24 protein-coding genes are annotated in these 22,020 nt (G+C 52.4%); 5 read left to right on the top strand and 19 right to left on the bottom strand.

Annotated features, from left to right (window positions below; genetic code table 11):
* Nucleotides 1–63: 63 nt before the first annotated feature.
* Complete coding sequence (gene pgi, locus AC4EYZ_RS22105) at nucleotides 64–1,725, top strand: glucose-6-phosphate isomerase (protein ID WP_427769834.1); 1,662 nt, start codon at nucleotides 64–66, stop codon at nucleotides 1,723–1,725.
* Between the two features lie 345 nt (nucleotides 1,726–2,070).
* Here the strand turns inward: pgi and AC4EYZ_RS22100 are convergent, their stop codons facing one another.
* The 7 genes from AC4EYZ_RS22100 to AC4EYZ_RS22070 all read right to left on the bottom strand — a co-directional run bounded on the left by AC4EYZ_RS22100 (nucleotide 2,071) and on the right by AC4EYZ_RS22070 (nucleotide 6,833).
* Nucleotides 2,071–3,129, bottom strand: a complete 1,059-nt coding sequence (locus AC4EYZ_RS22100) for a protein kinase domain-containing protein (RefSeq protein ID WP_490204018.1) — start codon at nucleotides 3,127–3,129, stop codon at nucleotides 2,071–2,073.
* On the bottom strand, nucleotides 3,130–3,477 hold the full coding sequence (locus tag AC4EYZ_RS22095) for a hypothetical protein (RefSeq protein ID WP_474192839.1): 348 nt from the start codon (nucleotides 3,475–3,477) through the stop codon (nucleotides 3,130–3,132).
* A 703-nt stretch (nucleotides 3,478–4,180) separates the two neighbouring features.
* On the bottom strand, nucleotides 4,181–4,630 hold the full coding sequence (locus AC4EYZ_RS22090) for a hypothetical protein (protein ID WP_474192840.1): 450 nt from the start codon (nucleotides 4,628–4,630) through the stop codon (nucleotides 4,181–4,183).
* Between the two features lie 14 nt (nucleotides 4,631–4,644).
* On the bottom strand, nucleotides 4,645–5,166 hold the full coding sequence (gene dhiA, locus AC4EYZ_RS22085) for a type II toxin-antitoxin system antitoxin DhiA (protein ID WP_427769838.1): 522 nt from the start codon (nucleotides 5,164–5,166) through the stop codon (nucleotides 4,645–4,647).
* Complete coding sequence (dhiT, locus tag AC4EYZ_RS22080) at nucleotides 5,160–5,429, bottom strand: type II toxin-antitoxin system toxin DhiT (RefSeq protein WP_427769839.1); 270 nt, start codon at nucleotides 5,427–5,429, stop codon at nucleotides 5,160–5,162. Before dhiT ends, dhiA begins: the two co-directional genes overlap by 7 nt.
* A 66-nt stretch (nucleotides 5,430–5,495) precedes the next feature.
* Nucleotides 5,496–6,041: a DinB family protein gene (locus tag AC4EYZ_RS22075; protein ID WP_474192841.1), complete on the bottom strand. Its 546-nt coding sequence runs from the start codon at nucleotides 6,039–6,041 to the stop codon at nucleotides 5,496–5,498.
* 60 nt (nucleotides 6,042–6,101) lie between these two features.
* Nucleotides 6,102–6,833, bottom strand: a complete 732-nt coding sequence (locus AC4EYZ_RS22070; protein WP_400674512.1) for an SDR family oxidoreductase — start codon at nucleotides 6,831–6,833, stop codon at nucleotides 6,102–6,104.
* Between the two features lie 169 nt (nucleotides 6,834–7,002).
* Here AC4EYZ_RS22070 and AC4EYZ_RS22065 point away from each other — a divergent pair, with 169 nt between their 5' ends.
* Both AC4EYZ_RS22065 and AC4EYZ_RS22060 read left to right on the top strand, forming a co-directional pair.
* On the top strand, nucleotides 7,003–8,076 hold the full coding sequence (locus AC4EYZ_RS22065; protein ID WP_474192842.1) for a PA0069 family radical SAM protein: 1,074 nt from the start codon (nucleotides 7,003–7,005) through the stop codon (nucleotides 8,074–8,076).
* Nucleotides 8,077–8,117: 41 nt separating this feature from the next.
* Entirely contained in the window at nucleotides 8,118–8,417 is a 300-nt protein-coding gene (locus tag AC4EYZ_RS22060) for a winged helix-turn-helix domain-containing protein (RefSeq protein ID WP_233974545.1), read from the top strand.
* Here AC4EYZ_RS22060 and AC4EYZ_RS22055 read toward each other — a convergent pair.
* From AC4EYZ_RS22055 to coxB, 4 genes are read right to left on the bottom strand one after another with little or no spacing between them, the layout of a single operon-like run.
* Nucleotides 8,414–10,558, bottom strand: a complete 2,145-nt coding sequence (locus AC4EYZ_RS22055; protein ID WP_474191703.1) for a heavy metal translocating P-type ATPase — start codon at nucleotides 10,556–10,558, stop codon at nucleotides 8,414–8,416. The two genes, AC4EYZ_RS22060 and AC4EYZ_RS22055, sit on opposite strands and share 4 nt — an antisense overlap.
* 47 nt (nucleotides 10,559–10,605) lie before the next feature.
* Nucleotides 10,606–10,962 (bottom strand): hypothetical protein, encoded by a 357-nt coding sequence (locus AC4EYZ_RS22050; protein WP_474191697.1) that lies wholly within the window; start codon nucleotides 10,960–10,962, stop codon nucleotides 10,606–10,608.
* Between the two features lie 4 nt (nucleotides 10,963–10,966).
* The gene (ctaD, locus tag AC4EYZ_RS22045; protein WP_490204017.1) at nucleotides 10,967–13,507 is read right to left on the bottom strand and encodes a cytochrome c oxidase subunit I; all 2,541 of its coding nucleotides are present in this window, start codon (nucleotides 13,505–13,507) and stop codon (nucleotides 10,967–10,969) included.
* Complete coding sequence (coxB, locus tag AC4EYZ_RS22040) at nucleotides 13,504–14,547, bottom strand: cytochrome c oxidase subunit II (protein ID WP_490204016.1); 1,044 nt, start codon at nucleotides 14,545–14,547, stop codon at nucleotides 13,504–13,506. Before coxB ends, ctaD begins: the two co-directional genes overlap by 4 nt.
* A 36-nt stretch (nucleotides 14,548–14,583) precedes the next feature.
* Here coxB and AC4EYZ_RS22035 point away from each other — a divergent pair, with 36 nt between their 5' ends.
* The gene (locus tag AC4EYZ_RS22035) at nucleotides 14,584–15,045 is read left to right on the top strand and encodes a DUF2231 domain-containing protein (protein WP_022522999.1); all 462 of its coding nucleotides are present in this window, start codon (nucleotides 14,584–14,586) and stop codon (nucleotides 15,043–15,045) included.
* A gap of 25 nt (nucleotides 15,046–15,070) precedes the next feature.
* Here AC4EYZ_RS22035 and AC4EYZ_RS22030 read toward each other — a convergent pair whose 3' ends face one another.
* From AC4EYZ_RS22030 to AC4EYZ_RS21995, 8 genes are all read right to left on the bottom strand, one after another.
* Nucleotides 15,071–15,496 carry a CopD family protein gene (locus tag AC4EYZ_RS22030; protein ID WP_022522998.1) on the bottom strand — a complete coding sequence of 142 codons (426 nt, stop codon included), beginning with the start codon at nucleotides 15,494–15,496 and terminating at the stop codon, nucleotides 15,071–15,073.
* 78 nt (nucleotides 15,497–15,574) lie between these two features.
* Nucleotides 15,575–16,435: a DUF2797 domain-containing protein gene (locus tag AC4EYZ_RS22025; RefSeq protein ID WP_474191701.1), complete on the bottom strand. Its 861-nt coding sequence runs from the start codon at nucleotides 16,433–16,435 to the stop codon at nucleotides 15,575–15,577.
* Entirely contained in the window at nucleotides 16,419–16,703 is a 285-nt protein-coding gene (locus tag AC4EYZ_RS22020) for a YeaC family protein (RefSeq protein ID WP_022522996.1), read from the bottom strand. Before AC4EYZ_RS22020 ends, AC4EYZ_RS22025 begins: the two co-directional genes overlap by 17 nt.
* Nucleotides 16,704–16,713: 10 nt before the next feature.
* On the bottom strand, nucleotides 16,714–17,565 hold the full coding sequence (locus tag AC4EYZ_RS22015) for a rhomboid family intramembrane serine protease (protein ID WP_009287098.1): 852 nt from the start codon (nucleotides 17,563–17,565) through the stop codon (nucleotides 16,714–16,716).
* A gap of 240 nt (nucleotides 17,566–17,805) precedes the next feature.
* On the bottom strand, nucleotides 17,806–18,792 hold the full coding sequence (locus tag AC4EYZ_RS22010; protein ID WP_027958679.1) for a metallophosphoesterase: 987 nt from the start codon (nucleotides 18,790–18,792) through the stop codon (nucleotides 17,806–17,808).
* Nucleotides 18,793–18,794: 2 nt separating this feature from the next.
* Complete coding sequence (locus tag AC4EYZ_RS22005; protein WP_039859209.1) at nucleotides 18,795–19,730, bottom strand: NAD(+) kinase; 936 nt, start codon at nucleotides 19,728–19,730, stop codon at nucleotides 18,795–18,797.
* A gap of 63 nt (nucleotides 19,731–19,793) precedes the next feature.
* Complete coding sequence (locus tag AC4EYZ_RS22000; protein ID WP_022522995.1) at nucleotides 19,794–20,663, bottom strand: carboxylate/amino acid/amine transporter; 870 nt, start codon at nucleotides 20,661–20,663, stop codon at nucleotides 19,794–19,796.
* An 88-nt stretch (nucleotides 20,664–20,751) separates the two neighbouring features.
* Nucleotides 20,752–21,312, bottom strand: coding sequence for a YqaE/Pmp3 family membrane protein (locus AC4EYZ_RS21995; RefSeq protein WP_009287102.1), 561 nt, complete (start codon nucleotides 21,310–21,312; stop codon nucleotides 20,752–20,754).
* Between the two features lie 241 nt (nucleotides 21,313–21,553).
* On the opposite strand from AC4EYZ_RS21995, the gene AC4EYZ_RS21990 reads away from it, so the two are divergent.
* Complete coding sequence (locus tag AC4EYZ_RS21990) at nucleotides 21,554–21,961, top strand: CBS domain-containing protein (protein WP_022522993.1); 408 nt, start codon at nucleotides 21,554–21,556, stop codon at nucleotides 21,959–21,961.
* The last annotated feature ends 59 nt before the right edge of the window (nucleotides 21,962–22,020 follow it).

Here is a 22,020-nt window from a genome sequence, read left to right as displayed (position 1 = left end):
TGTAGTATTTTTACATAACCTACTTTTTGATCACCAATTCACCTATAACAAACGGATCATCCTATGTTTCAGCTCACTCGCAGTGTTACCTGGCAGGCACTTGAACGCTTGCGCGACAAAACCGCAAACGACCGCATTCGTGACTACTTCACCAATGACCCGCAGCGCTTTGAGAAAATGAGTTTACGGGTGGGCGGTCTGTTTCTCGACTACTCCAAGCACCATGTCTCCGATGAAGTGCTTACCAAGCTGATTGAGCTAGCCGACCACTCCGCACTGGTACAGCGCCGGGCACAGATGTTCTCCGGGGATATTATCAACGTTACGGAAAACCGCCCGGTACTGCATACGGCTCTGCGTCACTTAGGCGATGAGCCGGTATATGTGGACGGCGAAGACGTTATGCCGGAGATAACCCGCACCCGCGAGCAGATCAAGCTGTTCTCGGAAGCGGTGCGCAGCGGTGAATGGAAAGGCTACAACGGCAAACGCATTAAAGATGTGGTCAATATCGGCATTGGTGGCTCGGATCTTGGGCCCAATATGGCGGTTCGCGCACTGCTCAAATACCGCCATCCGGAACTCCACTTCCACTTCGTTTCCAATGTGGACGGCACCCATATTCAGAAGGTACTTTCGCGCCTCGACCCCGCCACCACGCTGTTTATCGTCTCCACCAAGACCTTCTCTACCCAGGAGACCCTGCTTAACGCCAAAACCGCGCGGCGCTGGTTCCTGGAGAACGCTGGCGAAGACGCCGACGTAGGCGCGCACTTTATTGCCGCCTCCACCAACCGCAAAGCAGCCATGGAGTTCGGCATTCGCGAAGAGAACGTGTTCGAGTTCTGGGCCTGGGTGGGTGGACGCTACTCCATGTGGTCGTCCATCGGGCTGCCGATTGCGCTGTCGATCGGTTTCGAAGGCTTTATCGAACTGCTGGAAGGCGCTCATGAGATGGATAACCATTTCATCAACGCGCCCTTCTCGCAAAACATGCCCGTGCTGATGGCACTGATTGGTATTTGGTACATCAACTTTATTGGCGCTGAGACCCAAGCCATCGTGCCTTACGACCAGGCGCTGAACCAACTGCCTTCGTTTTTGCAGCAGCTGGATATGGAGTCAAACGGTAAGTCGGTGGATATTTTCGGCCACCCGGTGAACTATAAAACCGGCCCGATTGTATGGGGCCAAACCGGTTCCAACGGCCAGCACGCCTTCTTCCAGCTACTGCACCAGGGCACCCGCTACGTGCCGATTGATTTTATTGCCTCGCTCAAACCCGAACCGGGCGTGGAAGACCACCACTTCGCCCTACTGACCAATATGCTCGCCCAGGCCAACGCCTTTATGGAAGGCAGCCAAGGGGACAGCAAAGAGCTCAGTCAACACGACCCCTACAGCTGTCCCGGCAACCGTCCTTCCAGCACGCTACTGCTGGATGAGCTAACGCCGAAAAACCTGGGGGCACTAATCGCGCTCTACGAGCACAAGGTGTTTGTGCAAGGGGTAATCTGGAACATCAACTCCTTTGACCAGTGGGGCGTACAGCTCGGCAAGCGCATCGCCGGTGAAATCAGCGAACGCATCGACACCAACGCCGCTGACTTCGACACCTCCACGCAGGGACTGTTGGAACTGGTGCGTGCGCATTTTCAGAGTGGCAGTATGGAAAAAAATGGCCAAGCCGAAAGCGGTAAAAAGGCGAGTAAAAAGAAAGGTTAGATTGAACGACAGTATCTTTAAGCATTCGGAACCAGAAATGCCTTGGAACAAGCCAAGGCATTTTTATTGTGCAGATTAGCCATTGAAAACGACTAGAGCTGATCAACCACCTTCGTGCACTTATTTTTAAATATGGACTTTGAAAAGGGACATGCAAGCATACTAATTATCGTTTACCATCCTATCCCTTATAAAACTTAAGCATCAGCGCTTTATTTACATCTTCAAACTCGGATTAAGGTGGGAGCAACGCCACGTCGAGCAGATGTTACTACTCGAATTGTCAAAAAAAGGCTGACGAAAAACCTCAACACCTACCAGGCTCTCATTAAATAATACTCAAGATTAATAATAATCATCTATTGGATTATGATAAGGGTCAAAACCATCATTATGAATAACTTCTTTAATAAAAATTGAGTTTTGAAACCTTTTATTCTCATTAACCAACCAATGAAAAAGCCGTACAATTGTATCAATTGATGGACGACTTTCACCATCCGGCGACAATAAATGCTTTAATACTAGCTTCATACCAACTGATAGTGAATTTAAATTAATCTCGTAATTTTCGTTAAACTCTCTAGTTTCTAGCAAAGAAGTTATGTCCCCTATCTGATTTGCTTCAAATGGGGTTTCGCCAAATAACAACTGATATGCGTAAATGCCAAAAGACCAGCTATCATAGTTTTTGGTAAACTCCCCTTTTCTCAAAAAATCTGGTGGCATGGATACGAACGAAGCTAAAATACGCCTATTATTATCTTTAAAAACGGCATCTTCATCTAAATCTCTTTCTAAAGGAATTATATCAGAATTTTCTCTATTTTTTTGACAATTACCCATATCCAAGAACTTAACTCTAGGGTCATTTTCTTGTGATCTATCTTTTGTCATCTGAAAACCATCTAATAATAAAATATTACTAGGATGCAAATCTCTATGAGAATAACCCACTTGATTAAAATAATTCAACCCTGATGACAAGCGATATAGTAGTAATATTTTATCTTCTGAGCTTTCTAACTTAGATGTTAGCGATGGCAACAACTCCCCATCTTCATAAGCATAAGCGAAATAATTAACCAAATCTGAAAATTTGCTTCTAAGCTCGCACTTTATTCTAGGCAAAGGATAACTAGCCTCCGGCCCCAAAAAAAGGAACATGCGTCTTTCATTGTATAAAAAATTGACTTTATTATTATTTAACACTGAAAATTCAAGCTTAAATCTTTCTAATTCAATACAATTCCTCGGTGCTATTAAAAATTTGAATACTACTTTCTCATCATTCTTAACATACAAACTACTAAGAGCACTTCCACCACTTAATTTTTTTGAAAATTTATATCCATCAATTTCCAACAAGCCAAGTGAACCCAATAACTCTTTTACTTCCTCCATTCAAACCTCCGAAATTTTATATTTTTCACAATAAAGCATAATCTCTCCTTGAAAGCCTTTGGGTAATTCCTCTAATGATCTTACACTTTCATACGACTTATTTTCCAGCCATAAAATTATTTCATTGTCGTCACTTACGTCTCTTATATCAAATTCAATTTCGATAAAATCTTCAACATTGACACTATAAACCAAAACATACTCTAGCCCTTCTGCCAAGGATACTTCACACGGCCTCCCAAACTCTTTTGCTTGTTCTATGCATGGAGTGCAAAAAATACATTCACTTCGAGCTTTTATGCCGAATTTATTATAGAACCATTTATCCGCAACATTATGGACATTCACACTAACATTCCTAGGCAACCTAGGTGTTTTTAAATATTCGTTTTCTAATGTACAGGCTCTATAGTATTTTGAAACTCCTCTATATATTCTCACCAACCCTTCCTTAATATATTTTTAGTGGCAAAATAAAACTGTCCATCGATTTATAGTTAATTCAGCAACATTCCTCAACCTGATTCGGGCTCATGCCTTTTTCTGTCCTGATGCGGCCGAAGATGGCTGTAATACCCAATTAAATACTTTACAATATGGCGCTGTGCTTGAACAAATTAGCTATAGCTATAGCTATAACCATACATGGTTGCCCGGTCAGCCTTCAGGCTCCTGAAAACCTCTCCATGGGTGCGTTGTCCCAGCAATTTGACAACTCAGGCTTTGTTTTCATGCCTACAGGCTCGTATAAACGATTACTGACGCCAACAAAGACCAATTACGTAATGTGCCGCGCATGTGCAACCAGCTCTCTAAACCAGAGTAGACTAACGAGCAAAGTTAACGTAGTTTTTATCATGCTACACCATACTCCTATATCAGCAACACATACTGCCCTTAGTATAAGGATTGTTACACTCCCCGATAGAAGTACTGCTCATGCCTTACTACATATCTACGATGATTAGCACGCATGAAGTGGTCATAAAAAAATCTAGATTAAATTAGTAAAAAAGCGCCATTTTTTCGGTTGTGGGCTTGAAAACACCCTTCAACCACCTGCATACTTAACCTTTTTATATAGCTTACCCATAGAGCTAGTCCCTACTACCAATCCCACGCTGATGACGATAACGGACAGCGAGCCATAGGCAAGAATGCCACCCCAGGCCCACTGACTAATCGTTATGCCTAGGTATTGAACAAACAGATAGACACCTATCAGAAAGCTACCTGCTCGCACTAAGCCTTCATCACTAATATTTACGCTTGGCTCTTCGCGAGAGCTAGCATGGATTTTATTAGCTAACGCTCGTGCTGAAAACCAGAGTACAACGCCCGCTACCATGGGCATCAATACCCATGCTATTAACACAGGCAGCCATTCGTTTATCGACTCATCCGGCCTCTGGATAAACAGCATCGGTGACACCGACATAAGAGGGCTCAACGCAAGGTAAATTGCCAATACACGTATTAGAAGGATGGAGAAAGGTGTCATTTAATTTCCTGGATCTATAGCTGTGTTTCAGAACGTCCGTTGATATTTTCTTTAGCTAATTCGATGACCGCATGCCCCAGTTGAACCAAAGTGGCGAAATTGGGTGTGGTTTGTGGCTTTAAAGAACGATATGCACTAGTACGGCTTTTGATACCTGCTTTGGCAATGACTTGGCTATGCCCAAACTGCTCCACATAAGAGCGAATGGCAGCCTGCAAAATGTCGGGGCGTCCTTCCTGCATAGAGTCCCAAGAAGCTTGCTTAATGACGTCCTCCATTTCCTGCACGTTGAAGCTAAGAGCTGCTGTTTTTTGCACGCCTTTTGTCACTGCACGTAGGGTGCTCGCAGAAAGTTCATTACCGCTCCAGTTGAGTGCCCCACCCGCGGTCAGTGAGAACTTTTGGAAGTTTTTGACCCCAGAAAAAGGAGTTTTGCTAAAATATGCTGACAAATCAGCAATACCCTGGAAACCATCGCTAAAAATTAGCTCTAGTTTATATGGCCCAATCAAATCGACATCAATGATCTTTAGCATACGTCACCTAACTTACCTGGGTTTTCACCATTTACCGCTTTCTGCCACATACCTATGAGTTGCTTACGATGCTCAGCAATATGCTTTTCAGCCCGCTTACGTTGTTTATTGGGTAAATAGCCTTCTAGGCATTCACCGGATTCGATAGCGACGATCAACTCGAAGCTACCGTACTTAACGTGTAAATGAGGTAGCTTATGCTGCTTGTTATCAAAAAAATACATACAAAATGAAAGCCCTAGCAGAGCATCAATCTCTGGCATGAGCACCTCTTGAATTACACCCTAAAGACAGAATAGCACTGTATCTTAAAAGAGACAAAATAATCATCATCCATCCACCTCCTCCGGAATCAACGCCAGCAGATCGGTGACACCAATATCTACACCGGCTTGGGAGAACAAAGTAGATGCCTGCCCGCGGTGGTGGGTTTGGTGATTGAAGAAGTGAACGATCAGGCTTGAGTAGCGCCGTTTTGAGGCCACTCCTTTTATGTTGTGATAACTCAGCGTGGTACTCAAATCGTCGTCTGTCAGCGCCGCTACCCAGTTAATAATCACGGTATCGAGCCATTGGCGATGCGCTTTCAATCCCTTCAAGTCATCAAAGAGAATCTGATCAAGGCGATCTGGCGTAGGTAGTGCCACCATTACCTCAAGCGTCCTTGCGGAAGGAGAGGCGTGTGTTGCAAACCGTTTGAGCCAAATCGTGTCGGCTACCGCGATGTGGCTCAGTGTGCCAAAAATCGAGCCGAAGAACGCGCCACGCTCTTCAGCTAGTTCAGAGGCGCTCAGCTTACCTGCGGCATCATAGAGGTTAGTGTTCATCCACTGGTTATAAGTGGCTAACTGTTCGAAGTGTTGTTGAAGTGTCATGAGTTAAGACCCAAAAGCAGCATCTATTTAGAACGTTTGAAATATGGGGGAAGAACAGCATCACCGCCCGCCTGCTACATCAATGAATGACCCCGTTACATAAGAGGCTTCGTCCGAGAGCAACCAAGCGATGGTATTAGCCACTTCTTCAGCGCTACCGCCACGCTGCATAGGAATCTGGGGAGCTAAACGATCAACCCGCCCTGGTTCTCCACCATCGGCATGCATATCAGTGTAGATAAAACCGGGGCGAACGGCGTTAACACGAATCCCCGAGCCAGCAACTTCGCGAGACAACCCCTTGGTTAGGGTATCCATGGCACCTTTCGATGCAGCGTAGTCAACATATTCAAAGGGCGAGCCTGTTTGCGAGGCAAGCGACGAGACATTGACGATTGCACTACCTGCTGGGAAGCGCCTGACGGCTTCTCTAGAGCACAGAAAACAGCTGACCACATTGCTATTAAGCACTTGGTTGAAGCGCTCAAGGTCGATATCGACCAGCTTGGATTGAGTAAACAGAATGCCTGCATTGTTAACCAAATGTGTCACCTTGCCAAAGCGCTCTTCTGCTGCATCAAACAGACTGATAACGTCAGCTTCACTGCTAACATCCGCTTGACAGGCAAACGCTCGACCACCCGCTCGAATAATGCAATCAGCCGCATCATCTGCCAGCTCCCTATTAGCAAGATAGTTCACGCACACTGCATAGCCTTTTGCGCCTAGCAATTTTGCGGTGGCCGCTCCGATACCTCGGCTTCCCCCTGTCACGATGACCACTTTCGACATAACGTTTCCTCGCTGGCTCTTTAGTCACAAACCCACCTTGCACATTAAACCCACGATAGTTCTTTGGGTAGCGCCCTTTTAGCTACTGCAAGTTAATTAATTGACTGGCTATTGATTTCTTGCCACCTTACAACTACTGTATATAAAACCATATCAAAAGAGGTGAACCATGACATCTCTTGGAACACCAAGCTCCTATAAGGGTCGCGGGGCAACGTACGATCCGCACAATCGTTTTGCGCCTACCCGCAGCGAGGAGGAAGATGACGGCTGGTGGCGGGAAGAGGCCTCTACGACTATCGCCACCGAAGTGCGTGAGGAGGTGAGCAAAAGTGCTTTGTCGTGGAATCGCTCTCCAGATTTACCTTTTGATCGCTCGCTGAACCCGTATCGCGGCTGTGAGCATGGCTGCGTTTACTGCTATGCCCGCCCTTCTCACGCCTACTGGGACTTATCGCCAGGGCTGGATTTTGAAACCAAGCTGATTGCCCGCAGCGGATTGGTAGAGCGGTTATCCGAAGAACTGTGCCACCCTAATTACGTGTGCCGCCCGATCAACCTTTCCGGCAACACCGACTGTTATCAACCGTTAGAAGCTACCTACAAAACCACTCGCCGCCTGCTGGAGCTGCTACTGGAGTGTCGCCATCCGGTAACGCTGGTGACTAAAAGCACCTTAGTGCTGCGCGATTTGGAACTCCTGGCGGAGATGGCCGAACACCGGCTGGTGCGCGTGTTTGTCAGTTTGACCAGCCTGGATGCCAACTTGAAACGCACATTAGAACCACGGGCGGCATCGCCTCAGGCGCGCTTGCGGGCCATTCGTGAACTGAATACCGCAGGTGTTCCAGTTGGTGCGCTCATTTCGCCGGTTATTCCGGGGCTAACCGATCATGAGATTGAAAAGCTATTGGAAGCCGCCAGCCGTGCAGGGGCGAGAACCGCCGCCTGGATGCTGCTGCGTTTACCCTATGAAGTGGCACCGCTGTTTGAAGCGTGTTTAGAAGCCCACTACCCGGAGCGCGCTGCGAAAGTGATGAGCCTAATGCGTCAGTGCCGTGGCGGTAAAGCGTACGATGCCAAGTTTGGTAAGCGCTTTCGCGGTGAAGGGGTATTTGCCGATTTAATTGCGCAACGCTTTGCCCGCGCCAGCCGCCAGTGGAACATGCAGGACCGCACCGAGCAGGGCTTAAACACCCGGGATTTTCGCCCACCCCGAGCGCAGCAGGATTTATTCATTTAAGCTAAGCAGCACGCGCATAAATCAGCTGCAAAGGAAGCCGAATGCCTGCTCTAAGCAAAACCAAATCGAGTTTTTACCGTCGTTTATACGTCGCCCATTTGATCGAACAAGGGGCAGCCAGCGTACCTGCACTCATCGAGGCCACTGGCATGCCGCGGCGCACCGCCCAGGATACGATTGCATCGCTTGCCGAGCTGGATATCGAGTGCGTATTTACGAAAGATGAAGGCGAGCGTCACAACATCGGCCGCTACCAGATACGTGATTGGGGGGCGATAGATCCACGTTGGGTGGCCACACACGCCGAGCGGCTTAAACAGGCGCTTGGCTATGCTATTTAGCCATTATCATTACACTCTGCCCAGGCCAGCCGTGCAGCGTTGAGGGTAACCGTCAGCGAGCTTGCCGCCATGGCGAGTACCGCTACTAGCGGGGGAATCGCCATCAGCACCACCAGCCCGAGTGCCAAGGTATTGTAGAGCGCTGAAAAGAACAGATTCTGAATCATGATGCGCCGCGTGCGTTTAGCAGTGCTGAGCAGTTTGACTACCCCACTAATACCTGGCGTCATTAGCTGTACGGACGCGCCTTCGCGGGCGGCTTCGCTGGCATTTAATGGAGCGATGCCAACATCTGCCGCGGCTAGGCTCAAGGTATCGTTTAAGCCATCACCCACGTAGAGCGTTGGCGATGGCAACCCCTGCAAAAGCCGCGCTTTGGCTTCAGGCGAGCGCTGGGCATAGCAAGCTTTTCTTCCAAGCCCCACCTGTTCACCTAACCAACTAACCGCCCCCTGCCGATCGCCGCTGATCATTGCCACCACATACCCTGCATCTAGCAGGTGTTTCACGCTTTTTTCAGCATCTTCCACTGGTTGATCAGTAAGATAGAGCGTGGCTAGCCAGCCTGCACTATCAGCTACCATCACTTGAGAAGCAAAGGCCAGCGTTGTGTCCTCCTCGTGGTCTGGCAGCGCTATCTGATGGCGAGAAAGCCAACCGGCGCTGCCTACCATCAGCCATTCACCGTTACTCAAGCGCACATGGCGCCCTTCCCCAGGCGCTTCGTTTACGTCCACGCATTGCTCAGGTTGTTGATCATGTTGGCTGCCCGACCAGCGCGCTAACGCTTGTGCCAAGGGGTGTTCGCTGCCAGCAACAGCGGCTCTGAGCTTGCGCTGCAAAGTGTGCTTATCAATGCCCTCCCGGGCCTGCCAGTGCAGCACCGAGTGGCTGCCAGTGGTTAAGGTGCCGGTTTTATCCAGCGCTACCGAGCGAATGTGAGCCAAGGTTTCGAGCGCTGCCGGGTCGCGTAGCGCAACACCCTGCTGCATGGCCTGGCCACTACCGGCAAGACTTGCCAGCGGCACTGCAAGCCCCACGGCACAGGGGCAAGCAACCACTAACACCGACAGTGCGCGCACAAAGGCATCCTCCCAGCCCAACCCAAGTAGCAGCGCAGTGGGCAGCGCTAGCATCGCTAGCACTAGCGCTAGCGGGCTTAGCCATGCGGCAAAGCGGTCAGCGAGTTTCTGCAATTCGCCTTTTTTGGCCTGATAGCGGCGCATTTCGTCACACAGCCGATCCAGTCGCCGCTTGCCTACCCCAGCACTCACCTGCATTACCAGCGGCGTTGTCCCCAGGTAGCGACAGCCCGCGTAGACCTTCTGTCCTGCATTAAAGTAGCGAGGCAGGCTTTCGCCAGTAAGCGAGGCAGTATCGATCCAACCCGGGGCTTCCAGGATCCCATCAAGGGCTATCAACTCACCGGGCGCTAGCTCGACGCGCGTTCCCTTCGTCACTTCATCCACAGGAACCGATCCCCAGTGCTCGTTCTGCCAAACGGTTATGTCATCATTAGGAAGTGCCAGGGCATCGAGCGCTTTTAACCCACGGTGACGGCACAGCGTTTCCACCAGCCGACCAACCAGTAAAAGCACAATCAGCATCACCGCCGTGTCGAAATAGACTTCTGCAGAACCGCGCCATAACAGCCAAACCGAAACCATCACCGCACCGATAACGCCAAGACTAACAAGCACATCCATACCGGGGCGCTTGGCGAGCAGCGTTCGCCACCCGGCCCGGTAAAACGGCACGCCTGCGAACAGCACGACAGGTAAGGAGAATGCCCCCGATACCCACGCCACCACCAGTTCAATCCGCTCCGAAGGCAATGCACCCGCATATATCAATAGTGAAGCGAGCATCGTCCACATGCCGAACAGCGAACCGACCATGAGCCTCAGCGTCAGGTAGCGGCTCTCCTCTTCTAAACGCCCATGGGCATCTGTCACCGGCTCAAGTTCCGTAAGCCGATAGCCCAAACGTTTAACCTTTGGGGCGAGCGTTGGGAGCTGGATAGCGACAGGTGTACCGCTGATGCAGAGCGTTGCGCTTGGGTAGTGGACGCTAACCTCACGCACGCCTTCAAGCCGCTTTAGAGAGCCCTCCACGGCCAGGGCACAGCTGGTGCACCACATACCGTGGAGGGTATAGAGCTGCTCTTCCTCTTTGTTAAGCGCATCGCTTACAGGCAAGGCGGAATACCAATAATCGGCATTGCAGCAAACACAACGCCTAAGGTAGAGAAAAGGTACAGCCCAGCGGAAACCGTGGCATTAAAGCGCAGCCGCCCTTCGTGGCGCTTGGCCATGCGGCAGCAGCCCACTGTTAACGCTGCCAGTAACGCAATCGCGGCGATACTGACGGCAAGCAGCATAGCGTTCACCAGGGTGAATACGCCCTGCTCGGGAGCAGGCGGCGCAACTGAGCAGACTATTGCGTGCCCGCCGTAAACGGCTACGAACCAGATACACCATAGCGTTAAGCCAATGACGAAATGTAAGGGATGGGTAAGATGTAACCGCTGCATCGTGATGGACATTAACTTAGCTCCCTATCACACGCGGCAACACGGCAAGCGCGCCCACGAGTATCCAGAACGTCACCAGGTTATAGCGCCACCACTGGGCAACCACGGCAGGCTCGAAAGGCGCATGGGCACCCACATAGCCATAACCCACCCGCAGGCCCTGAAGAAGCGTAAGCACGGCGCCTAAACCACCGTGTAGCAGCGCATAAGCCAGCCCGACCATAATGATCGCATCGTGGGAGGTTTCGGTCACCGCCAAGTCTGCACTCAACAGCACCCAAAGCGTTATCGCAACCTGCACAAAGCCTAGAGCACTGATGCAATACATGCCCACAGCCAGCCCCGCATCCTTACCCTGGCGCAAACCGCGCACCAGTTTTTCGAGAATTCCCACGCCAGCAGTTAGCGCAATCGCGGCAATGATAAGCCCCACCAAGGAGAGCGGTGAGGTCTCAGGCATCCGCCACTCAGGGGACACCGTCCATAGATAGAACCAGCCAAACAGGTAAGAGAGAAAGAACGAACCATTGGCCAGCAGCGTGATCGACATGGCCCATAAGCCTGGACCATCCATGGTGCGCGAGTGCAGCGGTGGATCACCGGGGGCTACCTCTGCATCTGGCGCCGCTTTTGGATGCGCACCATTCTCCCAAGACCAGCGCAGTAGAAAGAGCCCGGCCACGACAACGGCGATAACAGCCAGCGGATATAGCCGCGTCAGCAGGCTTAAACACACCACGGCCAATGCCATTGCGGCGAACAGCGGCCACCAGGAGTTACCCGGCAGATGAATGATTTCCCGCACTTTGCCCGTTAATGGGTCGGTGCCCCACATCTCCCGCCGGCCATGGGTAGCCACCGCCAAGCTATGTTGCCCTTCTGCCATGGTGCGCGGTAGATCCGGGTCATCCCATAGTGGGTGGCGCGTATCGATCTTTGGCAGGCTGACAAAGTTATAGGCGCTGGGTGGCATACTGTTGGCCCACTCCAGGGTGTCCGCGTTCCAGGGATTATGCTTAGCGGGTTTGCCAAAACGGAAGTGCAGCGCAAAATCCAGCAGCACCATGGCAATCCCCGCCGACATAATAAAGCTACTCATGGATGACAGCAGGTTGAAAATATCCCAGCCCATACCCGTTTCATAAGAGTAAACCCGCCGCGGCATCCCCAAAAGGCCAGTCCAATGCATGATCAAAAAGGTGCCATTAAAGCCCAAAAAGGTGAGCCAAAAGCCCCATTTGCCCAGGGTTTCAGAAGGCATTCGCCCTGAAAACAGCGGCAGCCAGTAGTAGAGTCCGGCAATCAGCGGGAAGAACATGCCCCCCACCAACACATAGTGCATATGCGCCACCACAAAGTGAGTATCGTGCACCTGCCAGTTAAAGGGCACCAGCGCCAGCATTACTCCAGTCAAACCTCCACACACGAAGATAATCAGGAAACCCATGATCCATAGCATTGGAAGCTTCATCTTGGGCTTACCCAGCCATAGCGTGGCCAGCCAGACAAACACCTGAATCGCGGTAGGTACCGCCACCAGCATACTGGCCGCGGAGAAGAATGCTTGAGCCAGTTGCGGAATACCCACGGTAAACATGTGGTGAACCCATAGTCCGAAACTGATAAAGCCTGTCACGGTAATGGCGAAGACCACCCAGCCGTAACCAACGATCGGGCGGCCAGCAAACACTGGTATCAGCGTGGAGACAATGCCCGCCGCAGGCAGGAAAATGATGTAAACCTCGGGATGGCCGAACAGCCAAAATAGGTGCTGCCATAGAATCGGATCACCGCCACCGGTCACTTCAAAAAAGGGCATCCCCACTGCGCGCTCAAGCTCCAGTAGAATACTGCCCAGAATCAGCGGCGGGAAACCGACCACGATCATCAGCGCCATGGCGAGGATATACCAGGCAAACAGCGGCATTTTGTGCAGCGCCATGCCCTGGGTGCGGGTACGCAGTATCGAGACCACCAATTCGACCCCGGCAGACAGCGCGGAGATCTCAACGAAGGTGATCCCTAACAGCCAGAAATCTGAGCCCAAACCCGGTGAATACTCGCTGCCACTGAGCGGGGTATACATAAACCAGCCGCTATTAGGCGCCATCTCCAGAATCAAACTAAACGATAGGATGATACCGCCAAACAGATAGCACCAGTAACCCAGGGATGTTAGCCGTGGGCAGACCAGATCTCGGGCGCCGATCATCTTGGGAATCATATAAATCGCCAACCCTTCCAGCATGGGGATGGCGAACAGAAACATCATCACCGTGCCATGCATGGTGGTGACTTGGCTATAGATATCCGGCGACATAAAGTCTTGATCAGGGAGCGCCAGCTGGGTGCGCACCAGCATGGCTAACAGCCCGCCGAGCAAGAAGAACGCCATCCCGGTCACCATAAAGCGCAGGCCGAGAGTGGTGTGATTCACAATGGTGAGGGCTTTTAAGCCACGCGGATTGCCCCAGATATCGTGCAAGTCACTGTGCAACTGGTTGGGGCCTGCGATGTTATCGCCTTCTGGGGTCGCTTCACGGTTAATGGTGGTCATGGGGTTAGCGTCTCCAGCCAAGCCCCCAGGGACGCCAAGGTGGCCGTCTCAATATCATCGTGGGGCGGCATTTTGTTGCCCGGTTTTAAGCGTTGGTGGTGCTTAAGCCAGTGGGTAACTGCGCCCTCCTTCATGGCTATTATCCCTGCCCCTAGGCTAGTCCGACTGCCAAGATCAGAAAGATCCGGCCCCTCCTCCCCAGAGGATAGTCCCGCTACCCGGTGGCAGCTCGCGCAATGGGTCATAAATGCCTCCCTGGCAGGCTCATGCTGCTGATCGTTTGCAGCTAGCGACGATAATGCTTCCGTTTGACGGGCGGCCAACCAAGCGTCGTACTCGTCACGCCCGACGGCTTCCACATAGAGTTGCATCTGGGCATGTTGGGCGCCGCAGAACTCGGCGCACTGAGCGCCGAATACCGATGGTTCATCCGCTTCCAAGCGTATTTTGTTCACTCGCCCTGGGATCATATCGATCTTGCCGCCCAGGCGAGGCACCCAGAAAGCGTGAATAACGTCCGCACCAGTAACGTGAAAATCAACTGGCTCACCAGCGGGCATGATGAGCTGATTTGAAGTCACCACCTCTCCCCCTTCTGCGCCGGGGTAGCGCACTTCCCACCACCACTGGTGGCCAATCACTTCAATTACCTCCGGCGGTTCTGCCAGGGGCAACGGTAAAAGCCGCTGGCCGGTGGGCACACCAAAGGCCAGTAGTGCGGTAATGCTGGCCACCGGCAGCACAATGCCACCGCCAATAATCCAGCGACGCGCTATTTTTCGCTCCTCGGCAGGCGTACGTACAACCTCCTTGCGCTTGAAGGTATACAGCCAAAAAGCAGTCACCAGCACCAATACCACAGTGCCAAAACTCAGCATTACCCACCAAATCATCGCCACGTCTCGCGCGGCTTGGCCTGCCGGGTCTAGAATAGACTTATCCCCCGCGCAACCGGCTAATAGCAGGCCGACTAACAGCGCTAGCGGTGTGCCAAGTGAGTTGACCCGCTGCTTGGTTAAGCGTTGAATAATCAGCCTCATCCCTTGAATTCCTTTTTCTGCCCACAGGAAGTGATCATGGCAAAGCCTCGCCAGCGCTCGATTAAAAGCCACGCATCTCTCGCCGGCCATCCGCTTCATCCCGTGATGATTCACTTTCCCGTCGCGGCCCTGATGGCGCTGGTGGCAAGCGATATCGGTTTCCTGCTTAGCGGCGACCCATTCTGGTTGCGCGCCAGCTTGTGGCTGGCCGGTGTCGGCGCATTTGGCGGTTGGATTGCCAGCACGGCAGGCATTATTGACCTGGTCACTGTGCCGCGCATTCGCCGCCTGATTACCGGCTGGAGCCACGCTATCGTCGCGGTGGTGATGCTCTCGTTGGCGTCGCTGAACTGGCTGCTGCGCTTCAACGACCCGAGTGCGATTTTGCCTTGGGGGCTGGCCGTATCGCTGCTCACCGCCGCGTTGATCGCTTTGGCAGGCTGGCTGGGTGGGCAGTTGGTGTATGAGCACGCCGTGGGGGTCGACGTTGAGGATTAAAACTAAGCTGTTAAAAGACACGGCGTTAGCTCCAATCCAGTGGCTTAGCTAACACAAGCCCCAACACACCTATAATGCCCGCTAACGCAACACATAGCGCCGTCCAGTTGGCGGGTTTTACCCAGCGGTAGTGGCCCATCTCAAGGCGCAAGATTAACCAGCCAAAGCTGCCATGAGCGGCGACCATGGCCACTACGGCACCCAGCTTTAAGATCAGCCAGCCGCCCAACACACCATGGATGAGAAATAGCAGCGTGCCCGAGGCAATAGCGACTAAAGCGGCCGGGGTAGCGACTGAGTTATAAAAAAACCGCGGCATGGGCGGTGTGCCCTGAGCGAAGCCCGCGTCTTTGCGAAGCTGCAGTGCCTGGCTAAGCAAGGCGGGCAGATAAAGCAGTGAGCCGCACCAGATCACTAGCGCGGCAATGTGAAGCAGTTTAAGCCAAGGCATCGGGGCTTCCTTGCGTTGCGTAAGGCGGGGACAGATCAACCCTAACCTTAGTCAAAGCCCCCCTTTATGGCTAGCCGTTCAACTTACCTGGATCTCATAACCAGTGAATTTGCGGAGATTAATGACCCCACTATCAAGGATCAAATACTGCCCTTTGACGCCTTGCAGCACGCCTTCGACCAGCGGCTGTTTATCAAAGTTATGCGACACCACTTTTTTGGGAAAAACGCTGACGGGGTAGTGAAAATGTTGCGCTGGCTGTTCCAACAAGCGAATGGCGTCCGCACCATGGGTTTCGCGCAGTTGGTGCAACCCATCGGCTAGCAGGGTTAGCAAACGGTCACGCTCGGCACTTAAATCCATGGTTTCGACGTCGCCCTTGAGCATCGCACGCCAATTGGTGCGGTCGGCCACCTGCTCTTTAAACAGCATTTCGACAAAACCGGACTGCTGACGAGTATCCACTTCAAGAATCGGCAGCGCCTGGATCGCGCCTTGATCCAGCCAGCGGGTAGGCATTTGGGTTTTGCGAGTGATGCCGACTTTAAGCCCCGACGAGTTAGCCAAATAGACGATATGGGGCTGGAAGCAGTGCCGCTCGCCCCACTCCGGCTCACGGCAAGTGCCTTGGAAAAAGTGGCAGGTTTCCGGCTTCATAATGCAGGTATCGCACTGGGCTAGCCGCTTGAAGCAGGGGTAACAGTGGCCTTGGGCAAAGCTCTTCTTGGTTGCTCGCCCGCAGTGGGTACAGGCAATTGCTCCCGTCCACCGCAAACTAAGCGGTTCACCGATACGCTCGTTAAGCGCAACACGGTGCTCACCCGCGCGTAAGTGGTAAACCACCGGTTGGTCTTGGTGGCCAGGTAGCGCTGCCTCCATTTTGCTTAAACAGCCCTGTACTGAAAAGCCCGGCACTGCCGCTTCAATCACGCGTGGCATCCCGTGCCAAACCCGCCATTTCAGGCGTTACGCCAGCACCGCTAGCCGCTGCACCGCAGGTACGCTGCTCTAAATACCCTACGCGACTCTCTTCCGGCACGTTGTTCTCCACCTCAAAGCGCATGACGGCTTCCAAGCAGAGTTCGGTCTGTTCCGGCGTTAAGCGGCGACCGTCGGGCCATTTGCGCAGCGATACCGCCTGTTTAAGGCTTTCATAAATCGCTGGGGTCATCTGGTTGATCATTTTTTCGAACGTCATTTCGCTCATTGCAGGCCTCTTAACGGTTTTTCAAACGGCGGGATGAATAATACCAGCCTGTGACAAGCCCCACGAGTAGACCGCCCAAATGTGCTTCATTAGCGACATTGCCAAAACCAACGCTGCCCGCCATATCAGTCATGGTGAACACCATCCAGCCGAGCATAAAGACCACCAGCATTTGCGGTACAAAGAAGCCGCTTTGGGGCACCCTGCGTGACATCAACCAAACGTGAGCCAGTAAGGCATATACCACCCCGGACATGCCACCGAATAGTACGGTTCCGGTCGCGTACTGCGCCACATTCGCGCCAACGCCCGCCACAATCAACAGCAGTAACATGGTACGGCTGCCTTGGAGTGCTTCAATCTGACGTCCGAAGTACCACACCCACATCAGGTTAAATATTAAATGCATCCAGCCAAAATGCAGAAAAGCAGGCGATAAAAAGCGCCATACTTGTCCTGACGTAAGCGTTTGAGACAGATTACCGAAGACCAGCTCACCCCCTGAAATACCTATCGGCACGATGGTTAGAGTGACAATCAACTGGTCACCAAAAACACCAATCAGGGCAAATACCACCAGACTAATGACAATCATCAGCGCCGTTACCGGCACTTGCTTTAGCGATGCCAAGAAGTTGGTCATGGTGCGCGGGCGCTGAGCAGCCTGATGAAGCACCAGGGGTTCGCCCCGCTGCCAGCGCTCTAGCAGTGCTTTAAGTTCGCCAAGCTGGCGTGGGTCGGCTATCCATAGCAGTTGGCCGTCCGCTTCATCGGTAATGCGGTGACCAATGCGGTGGCGCCAGAGTGCTTGGCGAAGTTCACTGGTATCCGCGTGATCGGGCAGAAGCATCACTGGATGCATGACATCCCTCTAATCAAAGCGCTTGCGGCATGCTGACCGCAGCGGGTAGCTATTGAAGACAACTACTGAATGAACCACACGGTTGCCAACAAACAGGCAAAAAAAACCGGCGGTGGGAACCGCCGGAGAATAAAAGCAAGGGATCATTCAAGGGAACACTTACTCAGATGGCCGGCGGCAGGGTTAGTTCAGCCGTTTTGAAAAAAATATGTAATTTTATGTAATAAAATGAAACAACTGTTAATCAAAGTCGATTTCCCAGGGTTTGGGCAGCGCCCTTTCCTCTTTTGGTACCTTAATCCACACAAAATGGTCGGCATTTAATACTCTCTCACCACTCCAGCGATAAGCCACTAAACGCCCATATTTCACGGCACTGTAATCTAGGCAGGCAATATTATGTGTCGGCAGTGCCGGTATGCCTTCACACCAGTAGTGGCCGATAAACAGCGGCGGCTGCTCTGGCCCATAGTAGCTAAGTTTCTGGCGCTCTTCGTGGGTCAATGCGCGCGTTTCAAGGTCGCCGGGCAAGTTATCCGGTTGAAAGACGACATCACCCCACTGCTGAGGTGCCTGGGCCCAAAAGTGGGCACGAAAGCTTTGTCTTGTAAAGCCATCGCCAGAGTGTATCGCAATACCTTTGGGTAGTGAGACATGAGGGCCCCGGGTCAGGCGGTCTAAAATTCGAAACGCCTGGGTTTTGGAGTTGGTGGACTCAATCAGAAACTGTGTGTCCATGCAGTAATCAGGGCGGCGCTGTTTCAGCTCTTCAATCAGCGCCTCATCCCAGCAGGCATGCACCACGCGGATACCATCGATTTCCAAGCACAAAGGGATGGTTTTAAACCACGCCAGGGTATCTTCCCACTCGTTGGTGTAGTCGCGATACTGCTCTAGGGTGTCCTGAATAATACGATTATGCCGCGGCGTATGTTCGCGCAACCAGCGTTTGTGGCTACCTGCAGGCCCAGGATGGGTATACGCCAGGGCGTTATACTCGTGATTACCCATGACGATATACGCTTCGCCCTGCTCGACCATTCGCCGGGCAATGGTCACTGCCAGGCGAATTCTCGGGCCACGATCAATCAAATCACCGAGGAAAATCACTTTGCGACGCGGGTGGCGATAGACGCCGTTGCGCTGGTGGTAACCCAATTTTTCCAGTAGTGAGGCCAGCGTAGCACCGCAGCCGTGGACATCGCCAATGAGGTCGTATCCCTCCATACTCAATCCCCCAACCGATGGCTCCAGCCTAATTTGCTGCGCAGCACTTCGTAAAAATTATGCCCGATGGGGTGCACCAGCTGGATACGCTCAGGCTTGCGGGTAATCACCAGCACATCGTTGGGCTTGGCTACCGCTCGAGTTTGTCCATCGCAGCTGATATGCGGGTAGGACTGGTTGGTTTCGCCAATGTGAATACGTATTTCACTAGCGGCATCGATCACAATGGGGCGACTCGACAGCGTATGCGGGAACATCGGCACCAGCGTCACAACATCCAGTTTGGGGTGCATGATCGGCCCGCCGCCAGAGAGCGCATAGGCCGTAGAACCGGTGGGAGTGGCAACGATCAAGCCATCGCTGCGCTGGCTATACACAAACTGACCATCAATAAACAGCTCAAACTCTATCATGCGCACCGCTTTACCGGGGTGCAGCACGACTTCGTTCAAGGCATCGCCATTACCTACGGCAACGCCATTACGGTAGAGCACAGTATCGAGCAAAAAACGCTGTTCAACCTCAAACTCCCCCGCCAGCACTTCACTGACGCGGGTTTCCAACTCATCTGGGGAGATATCGGTAAGAAACCCCAAGCGGCCCCGATTAACGCCTAAAATCAGCGTACCGCTGCGGCATAGCGCACGCGCCGCGCCCAATAGACTGCCATCGCCCCCTACCACAATCACCAAGTCACACAGCTCGCCCAGCATGCGGCGGCTGGCTTCCGGCTGACCATGGTGCGGTATGACAGTAGCGGTGCGATCTTCCACTAATACCGAGTAGTCATGGGCGACTAGGTAGGTTACCAACCGCTGAAGGGAGTCGACCACTTTGTCACTCCCCAGCCGACCAATCAGCCCAATAGTTTTAAAGGTTCTGCTTGATTGATCGCTAGAGGGCGCTGACTTAGCGTCTGCTGATAAGGTGTTGCTCATGGGCCGACTCTCGCTAACATAAGTCGCCATTATGGGGACACCTCAGCTATCGGGCAAATAGGCTTAGCTAACGGCTACCTGACGACGCTGGCACCACCAGTGATTGAGCCATAGGGAGGCGGCCATGATAAGTGCCCCCAACAGCAAACGCGGAATATCCGCATCGCGGTTCCAAATCACTAGATTGACGATTAGCCCCGCCGGCACCAGCGCATTATTCATAATCGCTAAAGTGCCTGCATCTACTTTGGTGGCGCCCTGGTTCCAGGCAAAATAGCCCACGCCAGAAGCCACTAGCCCCAACCATGCGAGCACGCCCCACTGTAGTGACGTGGTAGGCAGTGCTGCGCTGTTACCAAAGAGTAAATAAGCAGGCAGGGCCACGACCATCGCGCCAATAAAGAACCAACCAAACACGTTGTGCCACGCCAGGGTAGGTGGCAAATCAGCGGCTAAACGGCGATAGCCTACCTGACCAAGCGCGAAACAGAGGTTGGCCCCCTGCACAACTAAAAAGCCTGCCCAGAAACCGCTATCAACGCCGTCATAGCGAATCACCCCCGCCCCAACGACGGCGAGCAGAGCAGTCACGATATAAATCGGCGTAAAACGCCCAAACAGCAGATCATCCAGTAGCGCGATATAAATAGGCGTGAAGATAGTAAACAGCAGCACTTCAGGTACCGACAGCAGCAGAAAGGATTGATAGAAGAAGGTGTACATTACTCCCAGCTGTATAGCACCTAAGCCCATAAGCGCCAGCCGGTGCTTACCCCGCAGAAGGCTGGGTCTTAAAAAAGGCAGGAAGACCAGGGTAGCAAGCGTTACCCGCAAAAGTACTGCAAAGTAGCTGTCGACCTGGCCCGCCAAGTAGACGCCTATCAGCGAAAATGAGAACGCCCATAGCGCCGTGACGCCTATCAAATAACCCATCGTAAACCCCGACTTGTAAATTAGTTTACCGGGATTATACGCACCTGGATCAGGCTGCCAAGTAGTTAACGTCTGCAAGGGTCTTTAGTTAACGCTGCTGCAACCACCAAAAAGCATACACGACACCGGGCAGCCAGCCCGCTAGGGTTAGCAACACAGCTACCCCTACTCGCTTACGACCACCATCAGTTAGCCCTACCGCCAGCGGCGGCAATAGTAACGCAAGAGCATAGTAGGCGAATTTTAACGCTCCAGGCTCCGGGACAGTTTGTTCCGCTTGCTCTAAGGGCGTCGCTTTAGGCGGCGTGGCTTTGGCAGACGCGGCTTCGGCAGGCGCTGGATCAACGTTAGGCGTCGGAGTGAAGTGCTCCACTGAGCTGGAGGCTGGTTCAGCCGCGGCCTTAGCTGCCCGCTCCTGGGCAAGTCGGTGGGCTTCTTTATCAATTTTTTGCTCTAGGGTTTCAGCCCCTTCTGCCAGGTCATCGTGATAACGCTCCCAATCCTCCCAGTCGTGAGGCGTCCCCGATTTTGGCCGCTGGTGACCGGAACCCCGCGCACGCTCCCAGGCCTTCTCTTCCAAGGTATTTGGCCGGTCAGGGTCGCGGTCGAGCCCTACCCCTTTGCGGTTTAAGTACTCACGTGCATCCATGAGTAGCTCCTTATTTCGTTAACTTGCAGGTCATTTGAGCAGTTAGAAAATTAACAGCTTAGAAAATTCAGTACTTATAGCGTTGAAAAAACACGGCTTGCAGTTAGAACACAGCGGCTTAAATCGCCTACAGTGAAAGTGTTGAAGCTACTTTAGCACTTAGCGACGACTTATCAGTTCGCATAATTTGCGATACCCGATTTGCCATAGCGCTGAATACGATGAGCGAGGAGCGCCCACCATGAATAGAGCAACCCCTAGCATCGTCCGCGATATCATGTCCCGTGATTGCTACCGCGTTTCACCCAACGCCTCGATAACAACCTTGGCCAAGGGGCTGGCACTGCATCGCCTGCCTGGCGCACCGGTTGTGGATGAGAGTGATCGTTTAATCGGCTTTATTTCGGAGCAGGATGTCATGGGACGTGTGCTGGACAGCATTTATCATGACGATGAAGCGCCCCTGGTGAAAGAGATGATGCGCCACGAAGTGCTCAGCGTCTCTCCCAATAAAAGCATTACCGACCTAGCCCAGGAGATGCTAGGCCCTAAACCCAAAGTCTACCCAGTAGTGGAACAGCAGCGTCTAATAGGAATTGTGACACGACGTGATATCCTGGTAGCGCTGCTGGCTATACGTCGCCACTAGCAGAGTGCTTAACGGTTTCAAATCAGGTGTCGAAGAACAGTTGAGCTTTAGACAAAAAA

It is taken from the genome of Vreelandella sp. 162(4c) (assembly GCF_058152265.1).
The sequence above is the reverse complement of the archived record's forward strand: the minus strand, read 5'-3'. Positions and strand labels throughout refer to the sequence as shown.

What these genes read in the sequence shown, in the direction of transcription:
- pgi (WP_427769834.1), top strand. Translation starts at nt 64, where the DNA reads ATGTTTCAGCTCACTCGCAGTGTTACCTGGCAGGCACTTGAACGCTTG.
- AC4EYZ_RS22100 (WP_490204018.1), bottom strand. Translation starts at nt 3,129, where the DNA reads ATGGAGGAAGTAAAAGAGTTATTGGGTTCACTTGGCTTGTTGGAAATT.
- AC4EYZ_RS22090 (WP_474192840.1), bottom strand. Translation starts at nt 4,630, where the DNA reads ATGACACCTTTCTCCATCCTTCTAATACGTGTATTGGCAATTTACCTT.
- dhiA (WP_427769838.1), bottom strand. Translation starts at nt 5,166, where the DNA reads ATGCTAAAGATCATTGATGTCGATTTGATTGGGCCATATAAACTAGAG.
- dhiT (WP_427769839.1), bottom strand. Translation starts at nt 5,429, where the DNA reads ATGCCAGAGATTGATGCTCTGCTAGGGCTTTCATTTTGTATGTATTTT.
- AC4EYZ_RS22075 (WP_474192841.1), bottom strand. Translation starts at nt 6,041, where the DNA reads ATGACACTTCAACAACACTTCGAACAGTTAGCCACTTATAACCAGTGG.
- AC4EYZ_RS22070 (WP_400674512.1), bottom strand. Translation starts at nt 6,833, where the DNA reads ATGTCGAAAGTGGTCATCGTGACAGGGGGAAGCCGAGGTATCGGAGCG.
- AC4EYZ_RS22065 (WP_474192842.1), top strand. Translation starts at nt 7,003, where the DNA reads ATGACATCTCTTGGAACACCAAGCTCCTATAAGGGTCGCGGGGCAACG.
- AC4EYZ_RS22060 (WP_233974545.1), top strand. Translation starts at nt 8,118, where the DNA reads ATGCCTGCTCTAAGCAAAACCAAATCGAGTTTTTACCGTCGTTTATAC.
- AC4EYZ_RS22055 (WP_474191703.1), bottom strand. Translation starts at nt 10,558, where the DNA reads ATGTGGTGCACCAGCTGTGCCCTGGCCGTGGAGGGCTCTCTAAAGCGG.
- AC4EYZ_RS22050 (WP_474191697.1), bottom strand. Translation starts at nt 10,962, where the DNA reads ATGTCCATCACGATGCAGCGGTTACATCTTACCCATCCCTTACATTTC.
- ctaD (WP_490204017.1), bottom strand. Translation starts at nt 13,507, where the DNA reads ATGACCACCATTAACCGTGAAGCGACCCCAGAAGGCGATAACATCGCA.
- coxB (WP_490204016.1), bottom strand. Translation starts at nt 14,547, where the DNA reads ATGAGGCTGATTATTCAACGCTTAACCAAGCAGCGGGTCAACTCACTT.
- AC4EYZ_RS22035 (WP_022522999.1), top strand. Translation starts at nt 14,584, where the DNA reads ATGGCAAAGCCTCGCCAGCGCTCGATTAAAAGCCACGCATCTCTCGCC.
- AC4EYZ_RS22030 (WP_022522998.1), bottom strand. Translation starts at nt 15,496, where the DNA reads ATGCCTTGGCTTAAACTGCTTCACATTGCCGCGCTAGTGATCTGGTGC.
- AC4EYZ_RS22025 (WP_474191701.1), bottom strand. Translation starts at nt 16,435, where the DNA reads ATGCCACGCGTGATTGAAGCGGCAGTGCCGGGCTTTTCAGTACAGGGC.
- AC4EYZ_RS22020 (WP_022522996.1), bottom strand. Translation starts at nt 16,703, where the DNA reads ATGAGCGAAATGACGTTCGAAAAAATGATCAACCAGATGACCCCAGCG.
- AC4EYZ_RS22015 (WP_009287098.1), bottom strand. Translation starts at nt 17,565, where the DNA reads ATGCATCCAGTGATGCTTCTGCCCGATCACGCGGATACCAGTGAACTT.
- AC4EYZ_RS22010 (WP_027958679.1), bottom strand. Translation starts at nt 18,792, where the DNA reads ATGGAGGGATACGACCTCATTGGCGATGTCCACGGCTGCGGTGCTACG.
- AC4EYZ_RS22005 (WP_039859209.1), bottom strand. Translation starts at nt 19,730, where the DNA reads ATGAGCAACACCTTATCAGCAGACGCTAAGTCAGCGCCCTCTAGCGAT.
- AC4EYZ_RS22000 (WP_022522995.1), bottom strand. Translation starts at nt 20,663, where the DNA reads ATGGGTTATTTGATAGGCGTCACGGCGCTATGGGCGTTCTCATTTTCG.
- AC4EYZ_RS21995 (WP_009287102.1), bottom strand. Translation starts at nt 21,312, where the DNA reads ATGGATGCACGTGAGTACTTAAACCGCAAAGGGGTAGGGCTCGACCGC.
- AC4EYZ_RS21990 (WP_022522993.1), top strand. Translation starts at nt 21,554, where the DNA reads ATGAATAGAGCAACCCCTAGCATCGTCCGCGATATCATGTCCCGTGAT.